Source organism: Paenibacillus hemerocallicola, assembly GCF_006265175.1.
Taxonomy (GTDB): Bacteria; Bacillota; Bacilli; order Paenibacillales; family NBRC-103111; genus Paenibacillus_AB; species Paenibacillus_AB hemerocallicola.
Map to the genome: position 1 here is coordinate 57,418 of NZ_VDCQ01000051.1, position 18,650 is coordinate 76,067.

Here is an 18,650-nt window from a genome sequence, read left to right on the forward strand (position 1 = left end):
CTTGCGTACCGGAATGTGCTTGCGTACCGGAATGTGCTTGCGTACCGGAATGTGCTTGCGAACTGGAATGTGCTTGCGAACTGGAATACGAGTCAGCCGTAAAACCGGCTGGCAAGCGGCAACTCTCCGATAAAATAGGTTCCGCCGCATTCATACGTTTCCCCCGCGGCGGCAATGTGCTGCTCGAACGCTTGCGGATACAGCTTCTGCATCGTGTCGTCGCGGTGCTGCAGCCATACGATCGAGCCAGAGCTGCGGCGCACCGGTTGTCCGTAGCGGAACGTTTTGGCGATGTCGTGAACGGTCATCGCGACTACGGTATCCGATTCTCCGTTCGTTCCAGAAGAGCCATGAACGAAGGCGTACCTCGAGGCTTGATCGTTTTCGGTCAAATTGGTCGTGCTTCCGTTCGTCGCGGTTGCGTCGTAACGATTGCCTAAGCTTGCCGCCAGCTTCGCGGCAAACGGTCCGACGACCGGAAGCATCATGCCGTAGCCGGCCGACACGGTAACCGCTCTCAACCATTCGACCTTTGCTTTGACCGACACGCCGTTTGCACTGAAGGTATGAACGCAATCGATTTCGGCGAGCGGATTCGCCGGGTCGTTCGGATGCTTGCCTAACATTTGCTGGACGATCCTTACCGATTTGACCGGGCGTATGGCCGGGTTCGGCGTCCAGTCGGTTACTTCCGCATCGTCGAAATAGCAGCGCTGGGAGACCGCGAATACGGTCGGCACATTGACGTGCTCGGACAGCCATTGGGACGCGAGGCTCGTACCGGTCGGTTTCACGTTTAAGGCGAATTCCTTGTTGCTCCAGGAATGCAATACATCGAACAGCTTGACCGGTCTCGTCGACAGGGTAGGTCCATACACGATCGCCGTCCGGTATTTTGTCGTCGTAGCTGGCATAATTCGCGGTATTCCGCACCCGGCCTCTTGAAGTTCCCGTTCCGCCCGATGTCGGATGGGACGGATCATAACCGGGCGGCAAGACGAATTCTTTATCCCATTATTCGGGAAATTGGCATGCTAAAGTTACCTCGAAAAGTGAAGCTGTGCTTCGGAGCGTATTTCGATTACTTTTGGTGGAGCACCTAAGTTCACGCCGGAAGCGAAGAGAGGCTCCCGCTTTTTCAATTTCAGGAAATTCGTGTATAATCGGAACATATATTCGGCCCGAGGCGGAAAGGCGGACTAATGAATGAGCGACACCGTTCGACCGGAGAGAGAGGAAGGACCGGGACGCGATTGTCATCCGGCAATCGCCGCATGGTTCCGGGACAAATTCGGAAAACCGACCGACATTCAGCAAAGGACGTGGGAGCCCGTATCGACCGGCGAAAATGTGCTGCTGGCCGCGCCTACCGGGTCCGGCAAGACGCTGGCCGCGCTGCTTCCATGCATGAACAGGATCGCGCGAGGAAAGAGCGGCTCCGTCGAATCGGGCGTCCGATTGCTATACGTGACCCCGTTAAAGGCGCTGAACAACGATATTCACGACCATCTTCTCGGTTTCGTCGGCGAGCTGGAGCCATACGGTCGGGAGTACGCGGAACGAACCGGCTCGCCGTGGACCCGCATTAGCGCGGGCGTCCGTACCGGCGATACGACCCAAAGCACGAGAGCGTCGATGCTGCGCAATCCGCCGGACGTGCTCGTCACGACACCGGAGTCGCTCTATATTTTGCTGGCCTCCGAGAAGGCGAGGCAAACGCTCCGCACGATCGAGCAAGTGATCGTCGACGAAATTCACGACCTGGCGGAAGACAAGCGCGGCATGCATCTGTCCGTCACGCTGGAGCGATTGGAGCATTTGTGCGGCCGGCCCATGCAGCGGATCGGCATCTCCGCGACGATTAATCCGATGGAGCGGGTCGCTCGCTATCTCGGCGGCTGGACGACCGAATCTCCGGATAACGGACAGAGTGCCGACCGGCAGGAGCTCCGGCAGCGTCCTGTCGCCATCGTGGCGAGCGCTATGGCGAAAACGTTCGACGTCACCGTGACGATGCCGGAGATGCAGTCTGCGAGAGGAAAGCGGTCCGAAGTCTGGACCGTGATCGCCAGTCGCTTGCTGGAGCTGATGGAAGGCAGCCGGTCGGTGCTCGTCTTCGTAAACAACCGGAGGCTGTGCGAGCGGGTAACGCTTCATCTTAACGATTATGCGGGAAGCGAGATGGCGCGTTCCCACCACGGCAGCGTGTCGCGGGAGCGCAGGCTGGAAACGGAGAAAGCCTTGAAGGACGGCTCGCTGCGCTGTCTCGTCGCGACATCGTCGCTGGAGCTCGGCATCGACGTCGGGCACGTCGATCTCGTGATCCAGATCGATTCGCCGCAATCCGCCGCATCGGGCATTCAACGAATCGGCCGGGCGGGTCATTCCGTCGGCGATGTCAGCCGGGGAATTATTATCGCACGGCATCGCGGACAATTGGCGGAGTGCGCCGTTCTCGCCAAAGAAATCGCGGCAAGGCGAATCGAGGAAATTCGCATTCCCGAAGGGAGCATCGACGTGTTCTGCCAGCAGGCCGCCGCGATGGTGGCGGTAAACGAATGGCCGATCGCGGACCTGCTGGCGCTGATCGGCCGCAGCGACAGCTTCCGGAACGTATCGCACGAACGTCTGAGCGAAGCGCTGCGGGTGCTCGCGGGTTATTATCCTCATTGCCGTCCGCTGCTGGAATGGGATCGCGAGAGCGGAATGCTGCGCGGAGTTCGCCAAACGTCGGCGGCGGTGCTTACCGGCGCGGGGACGATTCCCCAAAGCTCCGCTTATCCGGTATACCATGCGGAGGCGCGAGTGCATTTGGGCGAATTGGACGAGGAATACGTTCATGAGAGCCGGGTCGGCGACGTGTTTCAACTGGGGACGTCCTCGTATCGGATCGCTTCCATTAAAGGCGACCGGATTTACGCTTCCGAGGTCGCCGCGAACGCCTTCAGCGAAATCCCGTTTTGGCGCGGAGATGGCGTCGGCAGGTCTTACAAGCTGTCCTGCCTGGTCGGCGAGCTGCTGGAGCAATTGGATCAAAGAGCCGACACCGAGGCCGAAGCGACTACGGTCGCATGGCTGATGTCCGAGTACCGGATGGACGAGCACGCCGCCGCGTCGCTCGCCGGGCTCGTATCGGCCCAAAACTCCGCCAGCAGCGTGCCGCACCATCGCAAAATCGTCACAGAGTATTATGAAGACGATGCAAAGCGGCACCATCTCGTTCTTCATACTATGTTCGGACGCAGAACGAACCGTACGTGGATGCTTGCTCTGCAGCGGTTGTACGAGGCGAATGCGGAATCGAAGATTTATACGTACGTGCGGGATAACGGAATCGAGTTTATTTTCTCGGAGTGGAAGCCGGCTTACGCCGACTTGTGGCTGGGCGTGACGGAGCATAATTTGGAGGAGCTGTTGGCCGAAGCGATTCCTTCGTCCCCGCTCTTCGGCATTACGTTCCGCCATCTCGCGCAGACGTCGCTGCTCCTGGCGCGAGGCTTCTCCCGGATTCCGCTGTGGAAGCAGCGGATGAGGAGCGAGCGGCTGCTGGAGGAGTCGCTGCCCTATGCGGACCGGTTCCCGTTTATAAGGGAAACGATGCGGATCTGCATGTACGACTCGCTCGATCCCCATCAGGTGAAGGAGCTGCTCAGAGCCATTCATGATGGCGGTATCAAGCTCGTCACGAAGCGGTCCGGCTATCCGTCGCCGTTCGCTTCCCAGTTCGTATGGGAATTCGTCAATACGGTCATGTACGAGTCGGATGCCGTATCGCAGGATATCCAATACCGGCTGCTTACGGTCAGCAAGCAGCTGGCGGGGCAGTTTTTCGAGCCGGCGGCTTTCCAGCAGCTGATGGATTCGGCGGAGGCGCAAGCTTGGATCGACGGGGGGGCCGATTTCAATGCCTCCTCTAATCCGCCGGAGGAGGAAGGTGACGAGGCGTCGGAAAATCGCGGCGAACGAAGCGTGATCGTGCGCCCGGCAAGCCCGTCCGAGCGGCTGTACCGGATTTTGAAAAGGCAAGGGGATCTGACCTTTGCCGAAATTCGCAACCGGCTAGGCTCGGAAGAGCCTGCCGAGGAAGCTCTGGAGGAGCTGCGGGGAAGCAGACGCGTTCGGGAAGCTGCGATTGGAGGCGAACGCCGGTGGATATGCGCGGATGAGACCGAGACGTACGCGGGTTTCCCGGATGATCCGGTATCGGCCGCCTTCATTATGCGCAGGTACGCCGAGCGGCAAATCGCCTTTACGGCGGAGCAGCTCGCAGAGCGATACGGCATTGGAAAGGGACTGGCGGACGAATGGATCGGAAAGTGGGCCGATGACGGGACGATCGAACGTTCGCCGTTTGCCGAGTCTCACGAGGATCCGCTTTGGACGAGCAAAAACGCCGCATCCAGACTTTTGCGGTTCTCGATCGGACAAATGCGCAAGCGCGCCGAGCCGGTGGAGCAAAACCGGTATTGCACGCTGCTGCTCGGTCTCCAGCACGTTTCGCCGGATACCCGTCTAAGCGGGATCGACGGGCTTCGCCAAGCGATAGCCGGCTTGCAGGGGCACTTTTTGCCACTGTCGCACTGGGAGTCGTTTCTATTCCCGGTCCGAGTTGCCGATTACAAGAAGGACATGCTCGATCTGCTGTGTGCCGGAGGCGAGGCGGTATGGCTCGGGCGGAAGGACGAAGGCGAGAAGGAAGGGCGCATCGCCTTTTTCCTGGCCGAATCGAAAGAGCTGTATGCGCCTTGCATTAACACGGATGGGCATTCGTCCGAGCCGGAGCTTCTGGCCCTGCTTCGCGGCAAAGGAGCGAGCTTCCTGACCGGCCTCAGCCGGGAAACGGGCCTGCCGCCGTCCGAGCTGATGGAGAAGCTGCTGCGTCTCGTCTGGGAAGGGCGTGTCGCCAACGACCAGTTCGCTCCGATTCGCATGCACGGGCAGGGGTCTGCGCGTTCGGCATCCAGGAAAGGATTTCAATCGGGCTTGGGCAGATGGTATGCGGTGTCCGCATCGGAAAATCCGGCCGGTTCGGGGATCGGACCTAACGCGACCGATTCCGCTTCGGAAAGCTCGCGGGAGAAGACGGTCGTATCATGGATCCATCATTTATTGAACGGCTACGGCGTCATTACGCGCGATGTACTGACCCGCTATATTCCTTCCGAAGCCGACAGACTGCAGGATACGATGCGCAAGCTGGAGGATTGGGGGATGCTGGCGAGAGGATTTTGGATCCATGGAATTACGCACATGCAAGTATCGACTCCGGAGACGGTGGAGCGGCTTAGACAGCCGTCGGCCGCAAGCGCCTCAGAGACGATTGTCCTATCCTCGGTCGATCCCGCGAACCCGTACGGAGCCATGCTCAAGTGGCCGGAGCAAACGACGGGGTCGTTCGCGCGCAAGCCAGGCAATTTTCTCGTGTTTCTGCGGGGCCGGTGGGTGTTGTGGATCGAGAACAACGGGAAACGGTTTGTCACGATGGATCCCGGGTGGTTGAAGGAAGAGGAGGAAGCCGAAGTTGTGCTTGAGGCGGTCCGCGTCATGCTCCGGCAATCCGGCTTGCGGAAAATCGTGGTGGCCAGCTGGAACGGCGCAGCCGCGCCGCAAACCGAGGCGGCCGACATGTTCAGGCGCATCGGTGCGGAGTCCGACCGCGACTCGTTCGTTTTGTGGCCGAGCAGCTTGAGGAGCGTGTGACGACTGCGTCACACGTACCAGACGTTCAGGATGACGGCGAAGGCTACGATTCCGATGACGCCGGCGACGAAATATAGAATGCCGGTGCGGGCTTTTTGCTGGAACAGGCTGAGTACTCCCATCCCGAGCATGGATAAAATAAAAAGAATAAATACGGCGACGGTAATGAAAAAGCCGGGTTCAAGTCCGGAAATATTAACGGTACCCACTGTTTGACATCCTTTCCGTTGTTTATGATCTATAATCGATGCGGCGGCGCTCCGGCCGATTTCCGGACGATCAATTCCGAAGGAAGCCGGATCGTCTGCCGCTCCATCTCTTCTTTGCGGCGTATCCGTTCCATGAGCAGCTCAATGCCCCGGTATCCGAACTCGTACGCCGGCTGCACGGCTACCGTCAAAAACGGGTCCAACTCCGAAGCCATGCCCACGTCCTCGAAACAAACGACGGATATTTGCTCGGGAACGCTCACGCCTCTATCCCGCAAATAGCCGATAATGCTGACGGCAAGCATGTTATTCGCCGCGAAAATCGCGGTAGGAGGATCCGGCATGCGAAGTATGCGTTCGAGCTTGGCCGGATCGTCAAAACGATTGTAGCCATACTCCAATACGATCGAGTCGTCATACGGCAAACGATGACGCTCCAACGCTTCGCGGTAGCCCGCATATCGTTCCCTCGCCGTAGAAACGGTGCCGAAGCCGTTGATCAGCGCCACTCTTCTATGACCGAGGGAAACCAGATGCTCCATAAGCTGGAACGCTCCCGTGCGGTTTTCTCCGAGTACCATGTCCGCCTCTACGCCCGGAACTTCCCGGTCTACGAGGACGAAAGGAATCCGATGGACGTTCAGCATCGCCAAATGGTCCGCCGAAGCATCGGAAGCCGGAGCGAACAGCAAGCCGTCGACGCGGGTGGACAGCACCATGTCGACGTATTCTTTTTCCTTGGACAACTTTTCGTCGCTGTTGCCGAACAGCAGCTTGTACCCGAGCTGGTGCGCGGCATCCTCGGCGCCTCTGGCAAGCGTGGTGAAAAACGGGTTCGTAATGTCGGTAATGAGGAGGGACAGCATCTTCGTCTCCTGCTTCACCAAGCTGCGAGCCGTCGAATTCGGGATATAGTTCAGTTCTTCCATAATCCGCTTCACTTTTTCCCGGGTTCCCGCGCTGATCCGTCCGGAGTTGTTAATCACCCGGGACACCGTCATCGCGGATACGTTCGCCCGCTTCGCGATATCGTAAATCGTTACCATACGACCGTCCTTCTTTAGTTTGTCACTACCCATTGTAGTGAATTATGGAAGCGTGAGCAACAATCGTGCAAAAATTTCGTACCAATTTGCAAACGGGACTGCAAAAAAAACGGTTGATGAGGCAAAGCCATTTATCATTGTACGCGATATGATAGTGTCAACAGCTTTTGAAAGCGCTTCCTTTCAGGAGATTCCTTCACTCGATCGGTGCGAGCCTTTCGGATCGGTCCGGTTGAGCAGAGCTGTCGCCTGCCGGTGCCAAATCTGGAGCTGCTGATACTAGATGTCGGGAGGAGATAGGATGATGATGGCGGATGGCAACGATTCGGAAGGAAAGTGGGAGGGCACGGTGCCGCTGCGCCAAAGCGACAAGGCAACTGCCGGGGCGGAGGCGGCGGAGCGTACGATGAGCCGCCGAAAGCTGCTCGCTGCACTCGGCGCGGCCGGTGCCGCCGCGGTCGCGTACGGAACGACGCTCAGTATCGTCAACGCCGGCGGCGGAAGTCCGGGTTCCGTTACGTCGACGACTTATGCCGGAGGTGAAGCAGCGTGCTGCGGAGATTTTGTGAAATCGTCAATCGCGTCATTGCGCTCCAATTCCAGTCCGGAGGACGGGGTATTGTATTATGTGACGGATCCCGGTCAGGAAGGATTTTTCAGGTATGATTCCGCAGATTCGTCAACGTCGGACAACACCGGCCTCGTGCTCGTGTCCTCCACCGGAGCGCGCTTCAAACGAATCGTCGAAAATAGCCTTTACAGCGTAAAATGGTTCGGCGCGAAGGGAGACGGATCGACCGACGACCTGGATGTCATCCAAAAGGCGATTGACGAGGTTTTTGCGTTGGGCGGCGGAACGGTGTTTTTTCCAAAAGGCACTTACATCGTTGCCCCGTACATGCAGACCCGGAGAATCGTGCCGAAAAGCAACGTCAACCTGCTCGGCGAAGGTCCGAATTCGGTTATTAAAGTAAAGGACGATGCCGGAGACTACTGGACGATCATCGGCAATTTTCAAACATGGCCGAAGGTGAGCAATGTTTCGATCCGCGGGCTGCGCTTCGACCAGAATCCGACGGGCAATACGACCTGCAATATCGACCATCGCCGGACCGACTACTATTGGACCCAATACTGCATCAGCCTGTTCGATTACGAGAATATCGTCGTCGAGGATTGCTTGTTCGACCCGATATGCGGTTGGAACACGGTCGTTCTGAACAATCCCGCGTCAGTCGGCGCCTCAGTCAACAACTGCACGTTCCATTTCGTGCATGCGCGCGGTTATGACGGATACGACAACTCCGCCGTTTACATGAACGGGAAGCGGCATACCGTGACGAACTGCAGATTTTACGCCGCTCCCGGCGAGAAAGCGATGGGGGCGATCGAGACGCATACGGGACAAAGCGTCGTTTCCGGCAACGTGTCCGACGGCTATGTGACTGGCGTACATATCCAGTCCAGCGAGCAAAGCGGCGAGCATGCGGATATTACCGTAACCGGCAACACGTTTACGAATGCCGTCCATGCGATTCAATTTTGGCCATACAAGCAGTATCCTTTGAAAAACGTGACGGTGAGCGGCAATACGATCAGTTTGGCGAACGCCGCCAAAGCACGCACGATGATGGTCGGGATCGGCGCATTTCCGGGCTATTTGCCGCCGGACCATACGGGCTCCTTCGAAAATATTGCAATTGTCGGCAACACGATTACGTGCGAGGAAGAGTGGACGAAGCGCGGCAATTTGCTGGAAGCGTTCTGTTACGGCATCGGATTTGTCCGGGAAACCGACGTTCGCAACATCGTCATCAGCGACAACATCATCAAAAACGCTCCCATAACCGGCATTCATATCGGCAACACGAACAAAATCGGTACGATGGCCAATCTGCAAATTACGGACAATGTGATCATTAACGCAGGCCATTATCCGGCCGGAAACGAAGCGTACAAGGCGGCCATTCTGCTTCGCTCCACGGTCGAAGGGGCGGTAGTGAGCGGCAATTCGATCCGGGAGACCTACGAGACGTCCCAAGGGCTGTATTCGATTCGGCTGAACGCCGCCGACGGAACGTTCACGAACGTGGAAGTGTCGGACAACAGAATTACATCCAAGCAGGGCGGACTTTGGCTCGACCTGCACGGCTCGGTGAAGACCGATGCTGCCGACAAATATTTGAAGTACACGCCGGTGAATTTTGACGATCCGCTCCTGGAGTCCGGAACGACTTATCAGGCCGGCACGGTCGTACTTGCGGTCGGAAACACAGTCGATCCGGGTAAATCGCCTGCCGGATACCGGATCGTTGGCGGAGGCACGTTCGGCGTATTGGCGGGAGTAACGGCTACCGGCGCAGTCGGTTCGTATAAAGTGTCGGTCAACGACGCATCCGCGCTGAAGGTGGGGCAATGGATACGCATCGCGACCGGCAATCAGGTGAGGCGTATCAATCGAATCGCCGGTACCGAGCTGCGCGTCAACGCCCCTTTATCCGCCGCCGTAACCGTGCCGAGCGCCGTCTCCTTCTCGCCGCCCGCCTATTATGCGATCGGTCATACGGGATCGCTGCCGGCGCTTGCGGATACGTCCGGCTCCACGCTTACCGAGCTCGAGGACGAGATGAACAGGCTGAAGCAGGCTATGCGCGATTTCGGCATGATCCAGACCTAACTCTTCGGCGGCCGGGAGACAATGAACGGTTTGCCAAAAAACTTCGTTCCGCCTGCGCGGATCGGAGTTTTTTGAACGTTGTTGGGAGCGGATGGATTTTATGCCGATACTATCCTACAATAATGGGTAGGATTACAAATAAACTGAGCGAGGAGCAATCGGCATGGACGTTCCCATCGGCGAGCTCGTCGAACGCCAGAAGCAATATTATGACAGCGGCATTACGAGAGACGTGCGGTTCCGGCTCGATATGCTGCAAAAGCTGCGGCAAACGATCGTTGGAGCGGAGGAGCGGATATTCGACGCGCTGCACCGCGATCTGAACAAGCCGAAGGCGGAGGCGTACGGGACGGAGATCGGCATCGTGCTTCACGAACTCCGCTTCGCCATGAAGCATCTGAAGCGCTGGGTAAAGCCCCGGAAGGTGAGATCGGGGTTCGCGGTAGGGGGAAAGAGCTATGTTACGCCCGAGCCATACGGCACCGCGCTGATCATATCGCCGTGGAACTATCCGGTCAATCTCACGTTCGCTCCGCTGATCGCGGCGATCGCGGCAGGCAATACGGCGGTTTTGAAGCCTTCGGAGCTTACGCCTTCCGTTTCCGCGCTAATCGCCGCTTTGGTAAGGGACAATTTCGATCAGCGGTACATTGCGGTCGTGGAGGGAGGTCCGGAGGATAGCGCGGAGCTTCTGGAGCAGCCTTTCGATTCCATCTTCTTCACCGGTAGCTCCCGTGTCGGCAAAATTGTCGCAGAAGCCGCAGCCAAAAAGCTTATTCCGGTGACGCTGGAGCTCGGTGGGAAAAGCCCTTGCCTCGTACATCGGGACGCCGATCTGAAGCTGGCGGCCAGAAGAATCGCTTACGGCAAATTTACGAACGGCGGTCAAACTTGCGTCGCTCCCGATTATTTGCTCGTTCACCGGGAAGCGAAGCAGGAGCTGCTCGACCGGCTGCGAGGCGAGATCGAACGCTTTTACGGCAAAACGCCAATCCGCAACCCGAATATGACGAAAATCGTCAACGAACGGCATTTCGACCGGTTGAAAGGGTATTTGCACGAAGGCACCGTCGCGATCGGGGGCGAGACGGACCCGCTGCTCATGAGAATAGCGCCTACTGTAATCGAAAATGTGTCTCCGGACGCCAATGTGATGAAGGAGGAAATATTCGGACCGATTCTTCCGGTACTGGAATACGAAGATATCGACGAGGCGATCCGGTTCGTGCTGGAGAAGCCGAAGCCGCTTGCGCTGTATGTGTTCGCCAAGGACGATTCGGTTCAGCAGCGCGTCTTGACGCGGGTATCGTTCGGAGGCGGCTGCATCAACGATACGCTGCTCCATCTGGCTAATCCGTATATGCCGTTCGGAGGCGTCGGCGAAAGCGGGACGGGGAGCTATCACGGCGAATACGGCTTCCGCGCTTTTTCGCATTACAAGAGCGTGCTGAAGCAGACGACCGCTTTCGATATACCGTTTCGTTATCCGTCCTCCAAAGCAGGCTATCGCTTCATGCGCAGATTTTTAAAGTAAGCGCATAGCGGGCGGGAGCGTGGATGCACGGTTTGCCGATCGGACTCAAACGGCAGTATGGCTCTGCTATGCTGATTGAATCCGATCGAAGCCGTGGCCGCGGCGAGTTTGATGGAACGGCTGCAGGAAGAGAAAACGAAGCCGGCCGACTTGTGCGGGGCCGTTTAAGGAAAGGAGAAAGAAGCAGTAAATGAAAGTGAACCTGTACGATTCGGAACCCGGTTTCGAATACGAGCTCGAGTATGTCGCGATTATCCCCAGGATGAACGGAAAGTGGCTCGTATCGCGCCATGCCGCACGGGATACGTGGGAATTTGCCGGAGGACATATCGAACCGGGCGAGACGGCCGAGGAAGCGGCGCTCCGGGAGCTGTACGAGGAGACCGGGACGCTGCATTGCAAGCTTGCGCCCGTATCGGTATACTCCGTAGCGCGCGACGACAGCGCGGAATCTTTCGGCATGCTGTACTATGCGCAAATCGAGGAGATCGGCCCGCTTCCGCCGTTCGAGATTGCCGAAATCGACTTGGTGGATAATGTTCCGTCCAGCCTGACTTATCCGACAATCTATCCGGTGCTGCTGGCCAAAGTGCTCGAGCATTTGGGATGCCGATGCCGATTTACAGACTAATTATGGACACGTTCCGCCCGCCCCTTCTGTTGTCTGCCTCTCCGATTTGTAATAGACTATAGATGAGGTGCGGCATGCTATTTTTGCTTACTAACTGCCGTATCAATGGAGGAACGTCATGAGCGCCCAGGTGCTGCATTTCAAGGATCAGCTGACCGACGATTTCCAGTTCAAATTCATTCGGCATAAGAGCAGCAAAATGATGCAACGGCTCCACATGCACGACTATATTCAGATGGCTTATGTCGTCAGGGGTGTCGGCATTCATCATTTTTGCGATAAAACGCTTACCGTCGGCAAAGGTGATTTGTTCATCATCCCGCCTTGGCGGGCGCATTGCCTCAATACGATCGAAGACAAGGAATTCGAGTTCGTGCTGCTCGATTTCATGCCCGCATTTCTCGGGGATCATTTGAAGCCGTTTTCAAGATCGCTGTTTCAGCACGTCGTGCAATACGGGAAATCGGGCACCGCCTCCGAATGGCTCCAGCCTTGGCTGCACATTTCCCAAGACAAGCAGCTTCTAGTCGAGCAGCTGCTGCAGGATATTCAGGAGGAAGTCGAGGTAAGGGAAGAAGGCTACGAATTCTCGGTGCAGATTAACGTGGTCAAGCTGCTCATTCTGATCGACAGGGAGTTCCGCAAGACGGAGCGTCAGCGTCAGAACGTGGCCGAGCAGCGTTCCCAGCATCACCAGTTCCAGGACGTCGTCCGATATATTCACGAAAACTACGGGCAGGACATTCCGCTCGAGCAAGGAGCGGTCATCGCCAATATGACGCCGGCGTATTTCAGTCATCTGTTCAAGAAGGCTACAGGGCAAACCTTCGTCGAGTATCTCCATGAGGTTCGCATCGAACGGGCCAAGGAGCTGATCCGGATCGGCGCCCATACGATGACGCAAATTTGCTTTCAGGTCGGCTTCCGCCATTTGAGCCATTTTATCCGTACGTTCAAGAAGCGGACGGGCATGACGCCGACGGATTACAAAAAATCGACGCTCAATAACTAAAAATAAAGCAACGGGATTATAAAAATAGTGCAAGCGACAACAACCGTTACACGGTATATTTAGACGTGTGTAGCGGTTTGTTCACGTTTTCCGAAAGTCAGGAATCATCTAAAGCTTCCTAACCAGGATACTAAAGGAGTCGAAACCAATGAGCGTTTTAAAGGTGGGTATTATCGGACAAGGCCGCAGCGGCCGGAACATTCACGGCAATCTGTTGGTGAAGCTGGCGGACAAATACAAAATCGTCGCTATTGCCGACGGCTTGGAAGAGCGCCGCGTACGCGCGGAGCAGGAGTTCGGCTGCAAAGCTTACGGAACGTACGAAGAAATGGTTGCAAACGAAGATCTGGATCTTGTCGTAAACGCGTCCCCGAGCGATTTGCACTTCCCGATTTCGCTGGACCTGTTGAATAAAGGCGTCAACGTGCTGTGCGAGAAGCCTTTGGCCAAGTCTCCGGCAGAGGTCGATCAGCTGATCGCCGCCGCGGAGAAAAACGGCAAAATACTTGCCGTGTTCCAACAATCCCGCTATATGCCGGCTTTCGTAAAAATTCGCGAAATTATCGAGTCCGGCGTACTCGGCCGCGTCGTGCAAGTCGATTTCACGAACAACGGCTTTGCCCGCCGCTGGGACTGGCAGACGCTGCAAGCGAATAACGGCGGCAACCTGCTGAACACGGGCCCGCATCCGGTCGACCAAGCGCTGCAATTGTTCGGAACGGACATTATGCCGCAAATCACGTGTATTATGGACCGCGCCAACACGTTCGGCGACGCCGAGGACTATGTCAAAATCATTATGCGCGGACAAGGCCGTCCGACGATCGATTTGGAAATTTCGTCGTGCTCCACATATCCCAGACCGCAATTCACGGTGCAAGGAACGAACGGCGGCTTGACGGGCAACACGCAAAAGCTGCAATGGAAATATTTCAAGCCGGAAGAAGCGCCTGAGCAAGAGCTGACCCGTGCGCCGCTGTTCAACGCCAACGGCGAGCCCGCTTACTGCAGCGAGAAGCTGACTTGGTACGAAGATTCGTGGCAGTTCGAGGCATCGAACGGACTTTCGATGTTCGACCAAAACACGGCATCGGTATACAACATGCTGCACAACACGATTACGACGGGAGCACCGCTGGAGATCACTCCTCAACAAGTTCGCCAGCAAATGGCGGTCATGGAAGAATGCCGCCGTCAAAACCCGCAAATTTACGCTAACGGTTAATGCGCATAAAGCCTTCGTCCCGATTGCAGGGGCAAAGGCTTTTTTTCTACGACAGCATAATTCGCATACAGAAGTGCATGCGTCGCATGATCGGTAAAGCCTTCCTGCCTAAGTCTGCGCTCTCGAGAGCGCGATTCCATAAAATAGCGGAACTGGCGTATGTTATTAACCCGAATAGCAGTGTCGACAGAAAAATAACGGAAAACCATTCCTCTATTACGCTGTTCACTACCCATTTTCATCCCGAGAGATCGATATAACGGAAGCATATGCCGCTATATTCAAGAATGAAACGAAATTCGAGACAATAGCGGAATCCGGTGCCGCTATATACAGGCAACGTCACAGTGTTGCAAAAAAAATTCTACCCTAGTGTCAAGTGACAACGAAATGTAAAATATGGTTATTTTTTCGGGGCAGATGGGCTGTGATGAATATACAGAAATTTCTGACTTCAATACTTCAATGATCGATTATGCTGTCGTTGGAAACTTTTCAGCGCTTATAACATAAGTTTGTAAACTTTTGCGAGAAGTCGTATAGTCAGCTATGTATTTCAACAAATTATTTCCATGGTGCACGAAGGTCAATGTGGTCAGAATAACGGTAGCCCCCATGTCAAGCTGGGCATGGTGAGTAAAAAATGTTGTTGACATTGATCGAGGCTTTTACGTCTAAAGCCCAGGCATCCGGGCGCCAATTAAGAGTCTGTGTAAATCGCGTTTTTTTAAAAGAATATATGTACTTGTCCTTGACTGAATTTTAAATAAATGAAGAAGTATAAGGGGAGGCCCGCGCTTCGCGGCAGTCTGTTGAACTCCCTGAAAATCAATAATACTGAATGGCTAAAAGCGGCAATATGAAACTAGGCGCGGCGGCCTATAGTTTTTTAAAAGCTGCACATCAGTGTGCTATTGAGGGTTATCTATGTTATGAAGCAGTGAGGTTGGAAATTATGACGGTTAAGCCAAGGTTCTCAAGCATTCGTACAGATTGTTAGACGATCAACTCTTGCTGCCTCGTCTCATATTAATTGGCACCCAAGTAATCTTCATACCTCGTCTGTTTCCGGAGTTATCGTTGCGGATGGGAGCGGCTTACGGAATTGGCTCGTCCAGCTTGTATTTGGGACGGTAGTGGCTGGGCGGCTTGCCGACCCAGCGGCGAAACTGGCGGGAAAAATGGCCGATGTTCGAAAAACCGAGTTGGTTGGCGATTTCACCGATCGGTTCATCGGTGTTCATGATCAGCGTTTTGGCCATATTTAATTTATGGCGGCTGACGAACTGCCGGGGAGAAATTCCGTACACCTTCGTAAAAACTTTCGTGAATTGCGTGCGGCTCAGACCGAGCCGGCCTGCCAAATCCGTGATCGTAACGTTGGTGTGGGCGTTCTCCTCCAGCATGCGCTCGATCTTGTGGGCCGTATCGATTTCCATAGGAGAACTGTACTGCGCCGAGGCAGGTTCGTCACCGGACGGTGCGGAGTCGTTCGGCTGCAGCGCCACGATCTCCGCGATCGCCAGCGTCACATAGGCCTGCAGCATGAGTCTGCCCTGAAGCGACAGATGTTTGATCCAGAAGTTTTTCAGGGATAAGTGTTTGACGGATTCGGGTACGTGGCGGAGCATCAGCTTCTCCAGACTTTGGCCGATATCGCCCAAGAAGGAAGGAAAGCCGGCCGACGCTGAGTGAACGGACACATGCCTGTAGGGCTCTGCATGCAGCAGCTGGCGAAGATCGTGATCGTCTATATCGAAGTGAGCGTGAAAAAAAAGGTAGGGCTGTGCGACCTCGTTCCAAAGTCGGTGCTTCACACGCGATTTGATGATCAACCAATCTCCCGGACACATCACAAGCAAGCGTCCCTCCAGTTCGAGCCGAATCTCGCCTTCCCGGCAGTGGAGCAGTTCGCAATACGGGTGGTAATGCTTCTCGTAAGACCATCCCGGCGCCCTGCTTCCGAACTTGCTGTTATATACTTGAATGGTGTTCATCGTTCGCCTCAAAGCGACTTCGATTGTCACTGTCGCTGCCCCCCTTAACCCGCAATCGTGATAAGATTCCCGAGATCATCATAACAAATGGCATAATGGTTCCTCAAGCTTTGCTTGACAAATGGCACAAATGGCAAAAAAAGAAGAGCTCTTGCACAGAGCGAAACCGCTTTCAATGTATGATATATTGATCCGCGCATCCGAACGCATATTGGTCCCGGAACGGGGGGCGAGACTGTGCAACTTCGAGGTCGTGAATGTGAACGAACGGGATACATGGGTGACTGTGGCCGAGTGGATGCAGAACGGCGGCGCGTCCGGCAAGGAGATGCGCCGGCGGCTGCTTCTGACGCATACGCCGAGGAACTGGCCCCTTTCGAATCGGCTCCGCATATGAGCGGACTGATCGCGTTATGGGTGCCGACAACAGCGTGTATGCCGCTCGTATCGTATGGGACCTTCGATTCGGAGGCTTTCACTTGATCACCACACGCGCTTTTCCGCTTCGTTCATTTAGGTCGTTGCCACTGCAATCGATATTGATGGGGCGTAATCCCCTTGTTCTCCTTGAAAATTTTGCAAAAGTAAGAGGTGTTCTCGAGACCTATCGAATCGCCGATTTCAGCGACGGATAGCTCGCTCATCGTTAAAAGCATACAAGCCTGCCGCAAACGGCGGGCTTTTACGTATTCCGAGAGACTGGTGCCGGTCGTTTCTTTGAACAGATGCGAGACATGATACGAAGACAAGTGCAGTTCTTGCGCGAGGGCTTCCAGCCGAAATTGCTTCGTATAGGAGCGCTCGATCCACTGCATGATTTGTTCCACACGGTGAGCGGGTCTCGGCATCGGATCCGCCTTGTTCCTAGAGTCGGACAATACAGGAAGCAGTTGGCGAATCAAAGTAATTAGAAAATGGGCGACCTTCTCTTGCCGCAGCTCATCAGGGTCTTCCGGACGTATATGGTCGTACAAACCGGTTATGGTCCGGATGATTTCATGCTCTTCCGGCAACCGATAAATGACCGGCTTCGGCAGATGATCCTGACACAACGTACGAAAGAATGCCTGCAGGTTGGGTAAGCTCTGGAAATACGGTTCAAAAACGGCGGGTTCAAATACCACAAAGCTGCGCTTATAAGGAGAATGCGGGCGGATGTCCATCCGCAGCCGATGAAGCTGAAACGGCTGAAACAGGCACAGCATGCCCGGCTCGATTCGGTAAGTTCGCTGATCGAGGATCAATTGGCCTTCTCCTGCGTGGATATATTGAATCTCCATCCCCTGATGCGCATGGAATGTTTCATCATAGGCTTGCTGGGTTTCGGCAATTTTTCGCAGCTTATAAAGGAACGGTCTGCGGTTCATGTCTGTGAATCCAATAAGTTTCATCGGCGTCCCTCCGTATATGATTATATATGAAATCAGCGCAACATTGTGGTATTTATTCGCAAGTCGATGTGACAATTTTCACCCGGGTTTTGTTAAAGTAGATCTATCTTATCCATTAGGAGGATTGTCATGAGCGACCACCACGTAAAAAGTATTGTGGATATGGAACGGGACAAGGGAGAGGTTGAGATCAGGAGCACCCGACCGCGACCAGACTGTGGAGCGCCTTACCGTAGAGACCCACATTCAGCCCTATATGACCAAAACGGAAAAAGGCGTCGCCCGCTTGAGAAGTATTCTGAACGAATTGTACCGCATGCCGGTTGCATACCGATGCCGCAGACGGGGGAGGGATCGCAGTTGAAGGAACTGACATCGGCTTTGATCGGTACGGGAGCTATCGCTCGCTCGCTGCATTTGCCGGCGCACCGGCGCTTGACCGACTCCCTCCTAAAATGGGTATGTAACACTAGCGCGCAATCGGCCCGTTCGGCGGCGGAAGAATTCGGCGTTCCCCTCTGGACGGTCCGGCTGGAGGACGTGCTGAACGATTCGTCCGTCGACTGGGTGGATGTGGCCGTTCCCAACGAGCATCATGAAGCGGTAACGATCCGGTGTCTGGAGGCAGGCAAGCATGTTCTATGCCAGAAGCCGATGGCGCCGACCGTAGAGGCGACGGAACGAATGACGGCAGCGGCGGAGCGGTACGGTCGGCAGCTGGGCATTTATATGTGCTTCCGCGGAGACCCTGCGGTTCGCCTTATCCGCGACTTGGTTCGGCAAGGCCGGTTCGGCAAGCTGATCTCGCTGCGGGGCAAGATGATCTCCGACAAGGGATTACAGCTTCAGCCCGGACAATGGCGCATGGAGGGCGCTTCGGGAGCGCTCGATCTGTTGGGTGTACATCTGATCGATTTATTTTCCTGGATTTATAGCGAAATCGAGTGGGCTCAGGCGTACTCGGCCACGTTGCATGCGCCGATGAAGGGCGATGACGTGACGACGGCCGTGTACGGTTTGTCCGGCGGAGTGACTGCGGTGCTGGAAACGACGTACTGCTCTTATCTGAACGAGCATACGCCGTTATATACACTCGAGGTGAACGGTACGGATGGAACGGCTGTCTATGCGATGGATCACGGACGGTTGTCTCTGCAGTTAAAGGAAGATTACCGGAGCGATTCGTTTACGTACCAAGCGGGGACTTGGAACTCGTACAAATTCGAGC

General features: G+C 55.5%; 13 protein-coding genes. 8 read left to right on the plus strand and 5 right to left on the minus strand.

Features of this window, described 5'->3' with window-relative positions:
• Nucleotides 1–92 precede the first annotated feature (92 nt).
• A complete protein-coding gene (locus FE784_RS28345) occupies nucleotides 93–914 on the minus strand; it encodes a hypothetical protein (protein WP_139605621.1) in 822 nt (273 codons plus the stop codon).
• A 292-nt stretch (nucleotides 915–1,206) separates the two neighbouring features.
• Here FE784_RS28345 and FE784_RS28350 point away from each other — a divergent pair, with 292 nt between their 5' ends.
• A complete protein-coding gene (locus FE784_RS28350) occupies nucleotides 1,207–5,700 on the plus strand; it encodes a DEAD/DEAH box helicase (protein WP_139605622.1) in 4,494 nt (1,497 codons plus the stop codon).
• Nucleotides 5,701–5,708: 8 nt separating this feature from the next.
• On the opposite strand, the gene FE784_RS28355 is transcribed toward FE784_RS28350, so the two are convergent.
• Nucleotides 5,709–5,909, minus strand: coding sequence for a hypothetical protein (locus tag FE784_RS28355; RefSeq protein ID WP_139605623.1), 201 nt, complete (start codon nucleotides 5,907–5,909; stop codon nucleotides 5,709–5,711).
• A gap of 29 nt (nucleotides 5,910–5,938) precedes the next feature.
• The gene (locus tag FE784_RS28360) at nucleotides 5,939–6,955 is read right to left on the minus strand and encodes a LacI family DNA-binding transcriptional regulator (RefSeq protein ID WP_139605624.1); all 1,017 of its coding nucleotides are present in this window, start codon (nucleotides 6,953–6,955) and stop codon (nucleotides 5,939–5,941) included.
• 301 nt (nucleotides 6,956–7,256) lie between these two features.
• On the opposite strand from FE784_RS28360, the gene FE784_RS28365 reads away from it, so the two are divergent.
• The 5 genes from FE784_RS28365 (at nucleotide 7,257) to FE784_RS28385 (ending at nucleotide 14,034) form a co-directional block, all read left to right on the plus strand.
• Complete coding sequence (locus FE784_RS28365) at nucleotides 7,257–9,632, plus strand: right-handed parallel beta-helix repeat-containing protein (protein WP_176706583.1); 2,376 nt, start codon at nucleotides 7,257–7,259, stop codon at nucleotides 9,630–9,632.
• 163 nt (nucleotides 9,633–9,795) lie between these two features.
• Nucleotides 9,796–11,166 carry an aldehyde dehydrogenase gene (locus FE784_RS28370; protein WP_139605626.1) on the plus strand — a complete coding sequence of 457 codons (1,371 nt, stop codon included), beginning with the start codon at nucleotides 9,796–9,798 and terminating at the stop codon, nucleotides 11,164–11,166.
• A gap of 190 nt (nucleotides 11,167–11,356) precedes the next feature.
• A complete protein-coding gene (locus tag FE784_RS28375; RefSeq protein WP_139605627.1) occupies nucleotides 11,357–11,797 on the plus strand; it encodes an NUDIX hydrolase in 441 nt (146 codons plus the stop codon).
• A gap of 118 nt (nucleotides 11,798–11,915) precedes the next feature.
• A complete protein-coding gene (locus tag FE784_RS28380) occupies nucleotides 11,916–12,809 on the plus strand; it encodes an AraC family transcriptional regulator (RefSeq protein ID WP_139605628.1) in 894 nt (297 codons plus the stop codon).
• A 148-nt stretch (nucleotides 12,810–12,957) separates the two neighbouring features.
• Nucleotides 12,958–14,034, plus strand: coding sequence for a Gfo/Idh/MocA family protein (locus FE784_RS28385; RefSeq protein WP_139605629.1), 1,077 nt, complete (start codon nucleotides 12,958–12,960; stop codon nucleotides 14,032–14,034).
• Between the two features lie 1,097 nt (nucleotides 14,035–15,131).
• On the opposite strand, the gene FE784_RS28390 is transcribed toward FE784_RS28385, so the two are convergent.
• On the minus strand, nucleotides 15,132–16,061 hold the full coding sequence (locus tag FE784_RS28390) for an AraC family transcriptional regulator (RefSeq protein ID WP_139605630.1): 930 nt from the start codon (nucleotides 16,059–16,061) through the stop codon (nucleotides 15,132–15,134).
• A gap of 145 nt (nucleotides 16,062–16,206) precedes the next feature.
• Between FE784_RS28390 and FE784_RS28395 the strand changes: the two genes are divergently transcribed.
• Nucleotides 16,207–16,428 (plus strand): hypothetical protein, encoded by a 222-nt coding sequence (locus FE784_RS28395; protein WP_139605631.1) that lies wholly within the window; start codon nucleotides 16,207–16,209, stop codon nucleotides 16,426–16,428.
• A gap of 112 nt (nucleotides 16,429–16,540) precedes the next feature.
• Here FE784_RS28395 and FE784_RS28400 read toward each other — a convergent pair whose 3' ends face one another.
• Nucleotides 16,541–17,422, minus strand: coding sequence for a helix-turn-helix transcriptional regulator (locus FE784_RS28400; protein WP_218103829.1), 882 nt, complete (start codon nucleotides 17,420–17,422; stop codon nucleotides 16,541–16,543).
• A gap of 360 nt (nucleotides 17,423–17,782) precedes the next feature.
• Between FE784_RS28400 and FE784_RS28405 the strand changes: the two genes are divergently transcribed.
• Nucleotides 17,783–18,650: Gfo/Idh/MocA family protein (locus FE784_RS28405; protein ID WP_176706584.1), on the plus strand; the 868-nt coding region annotated here is incomplete at its 3' end.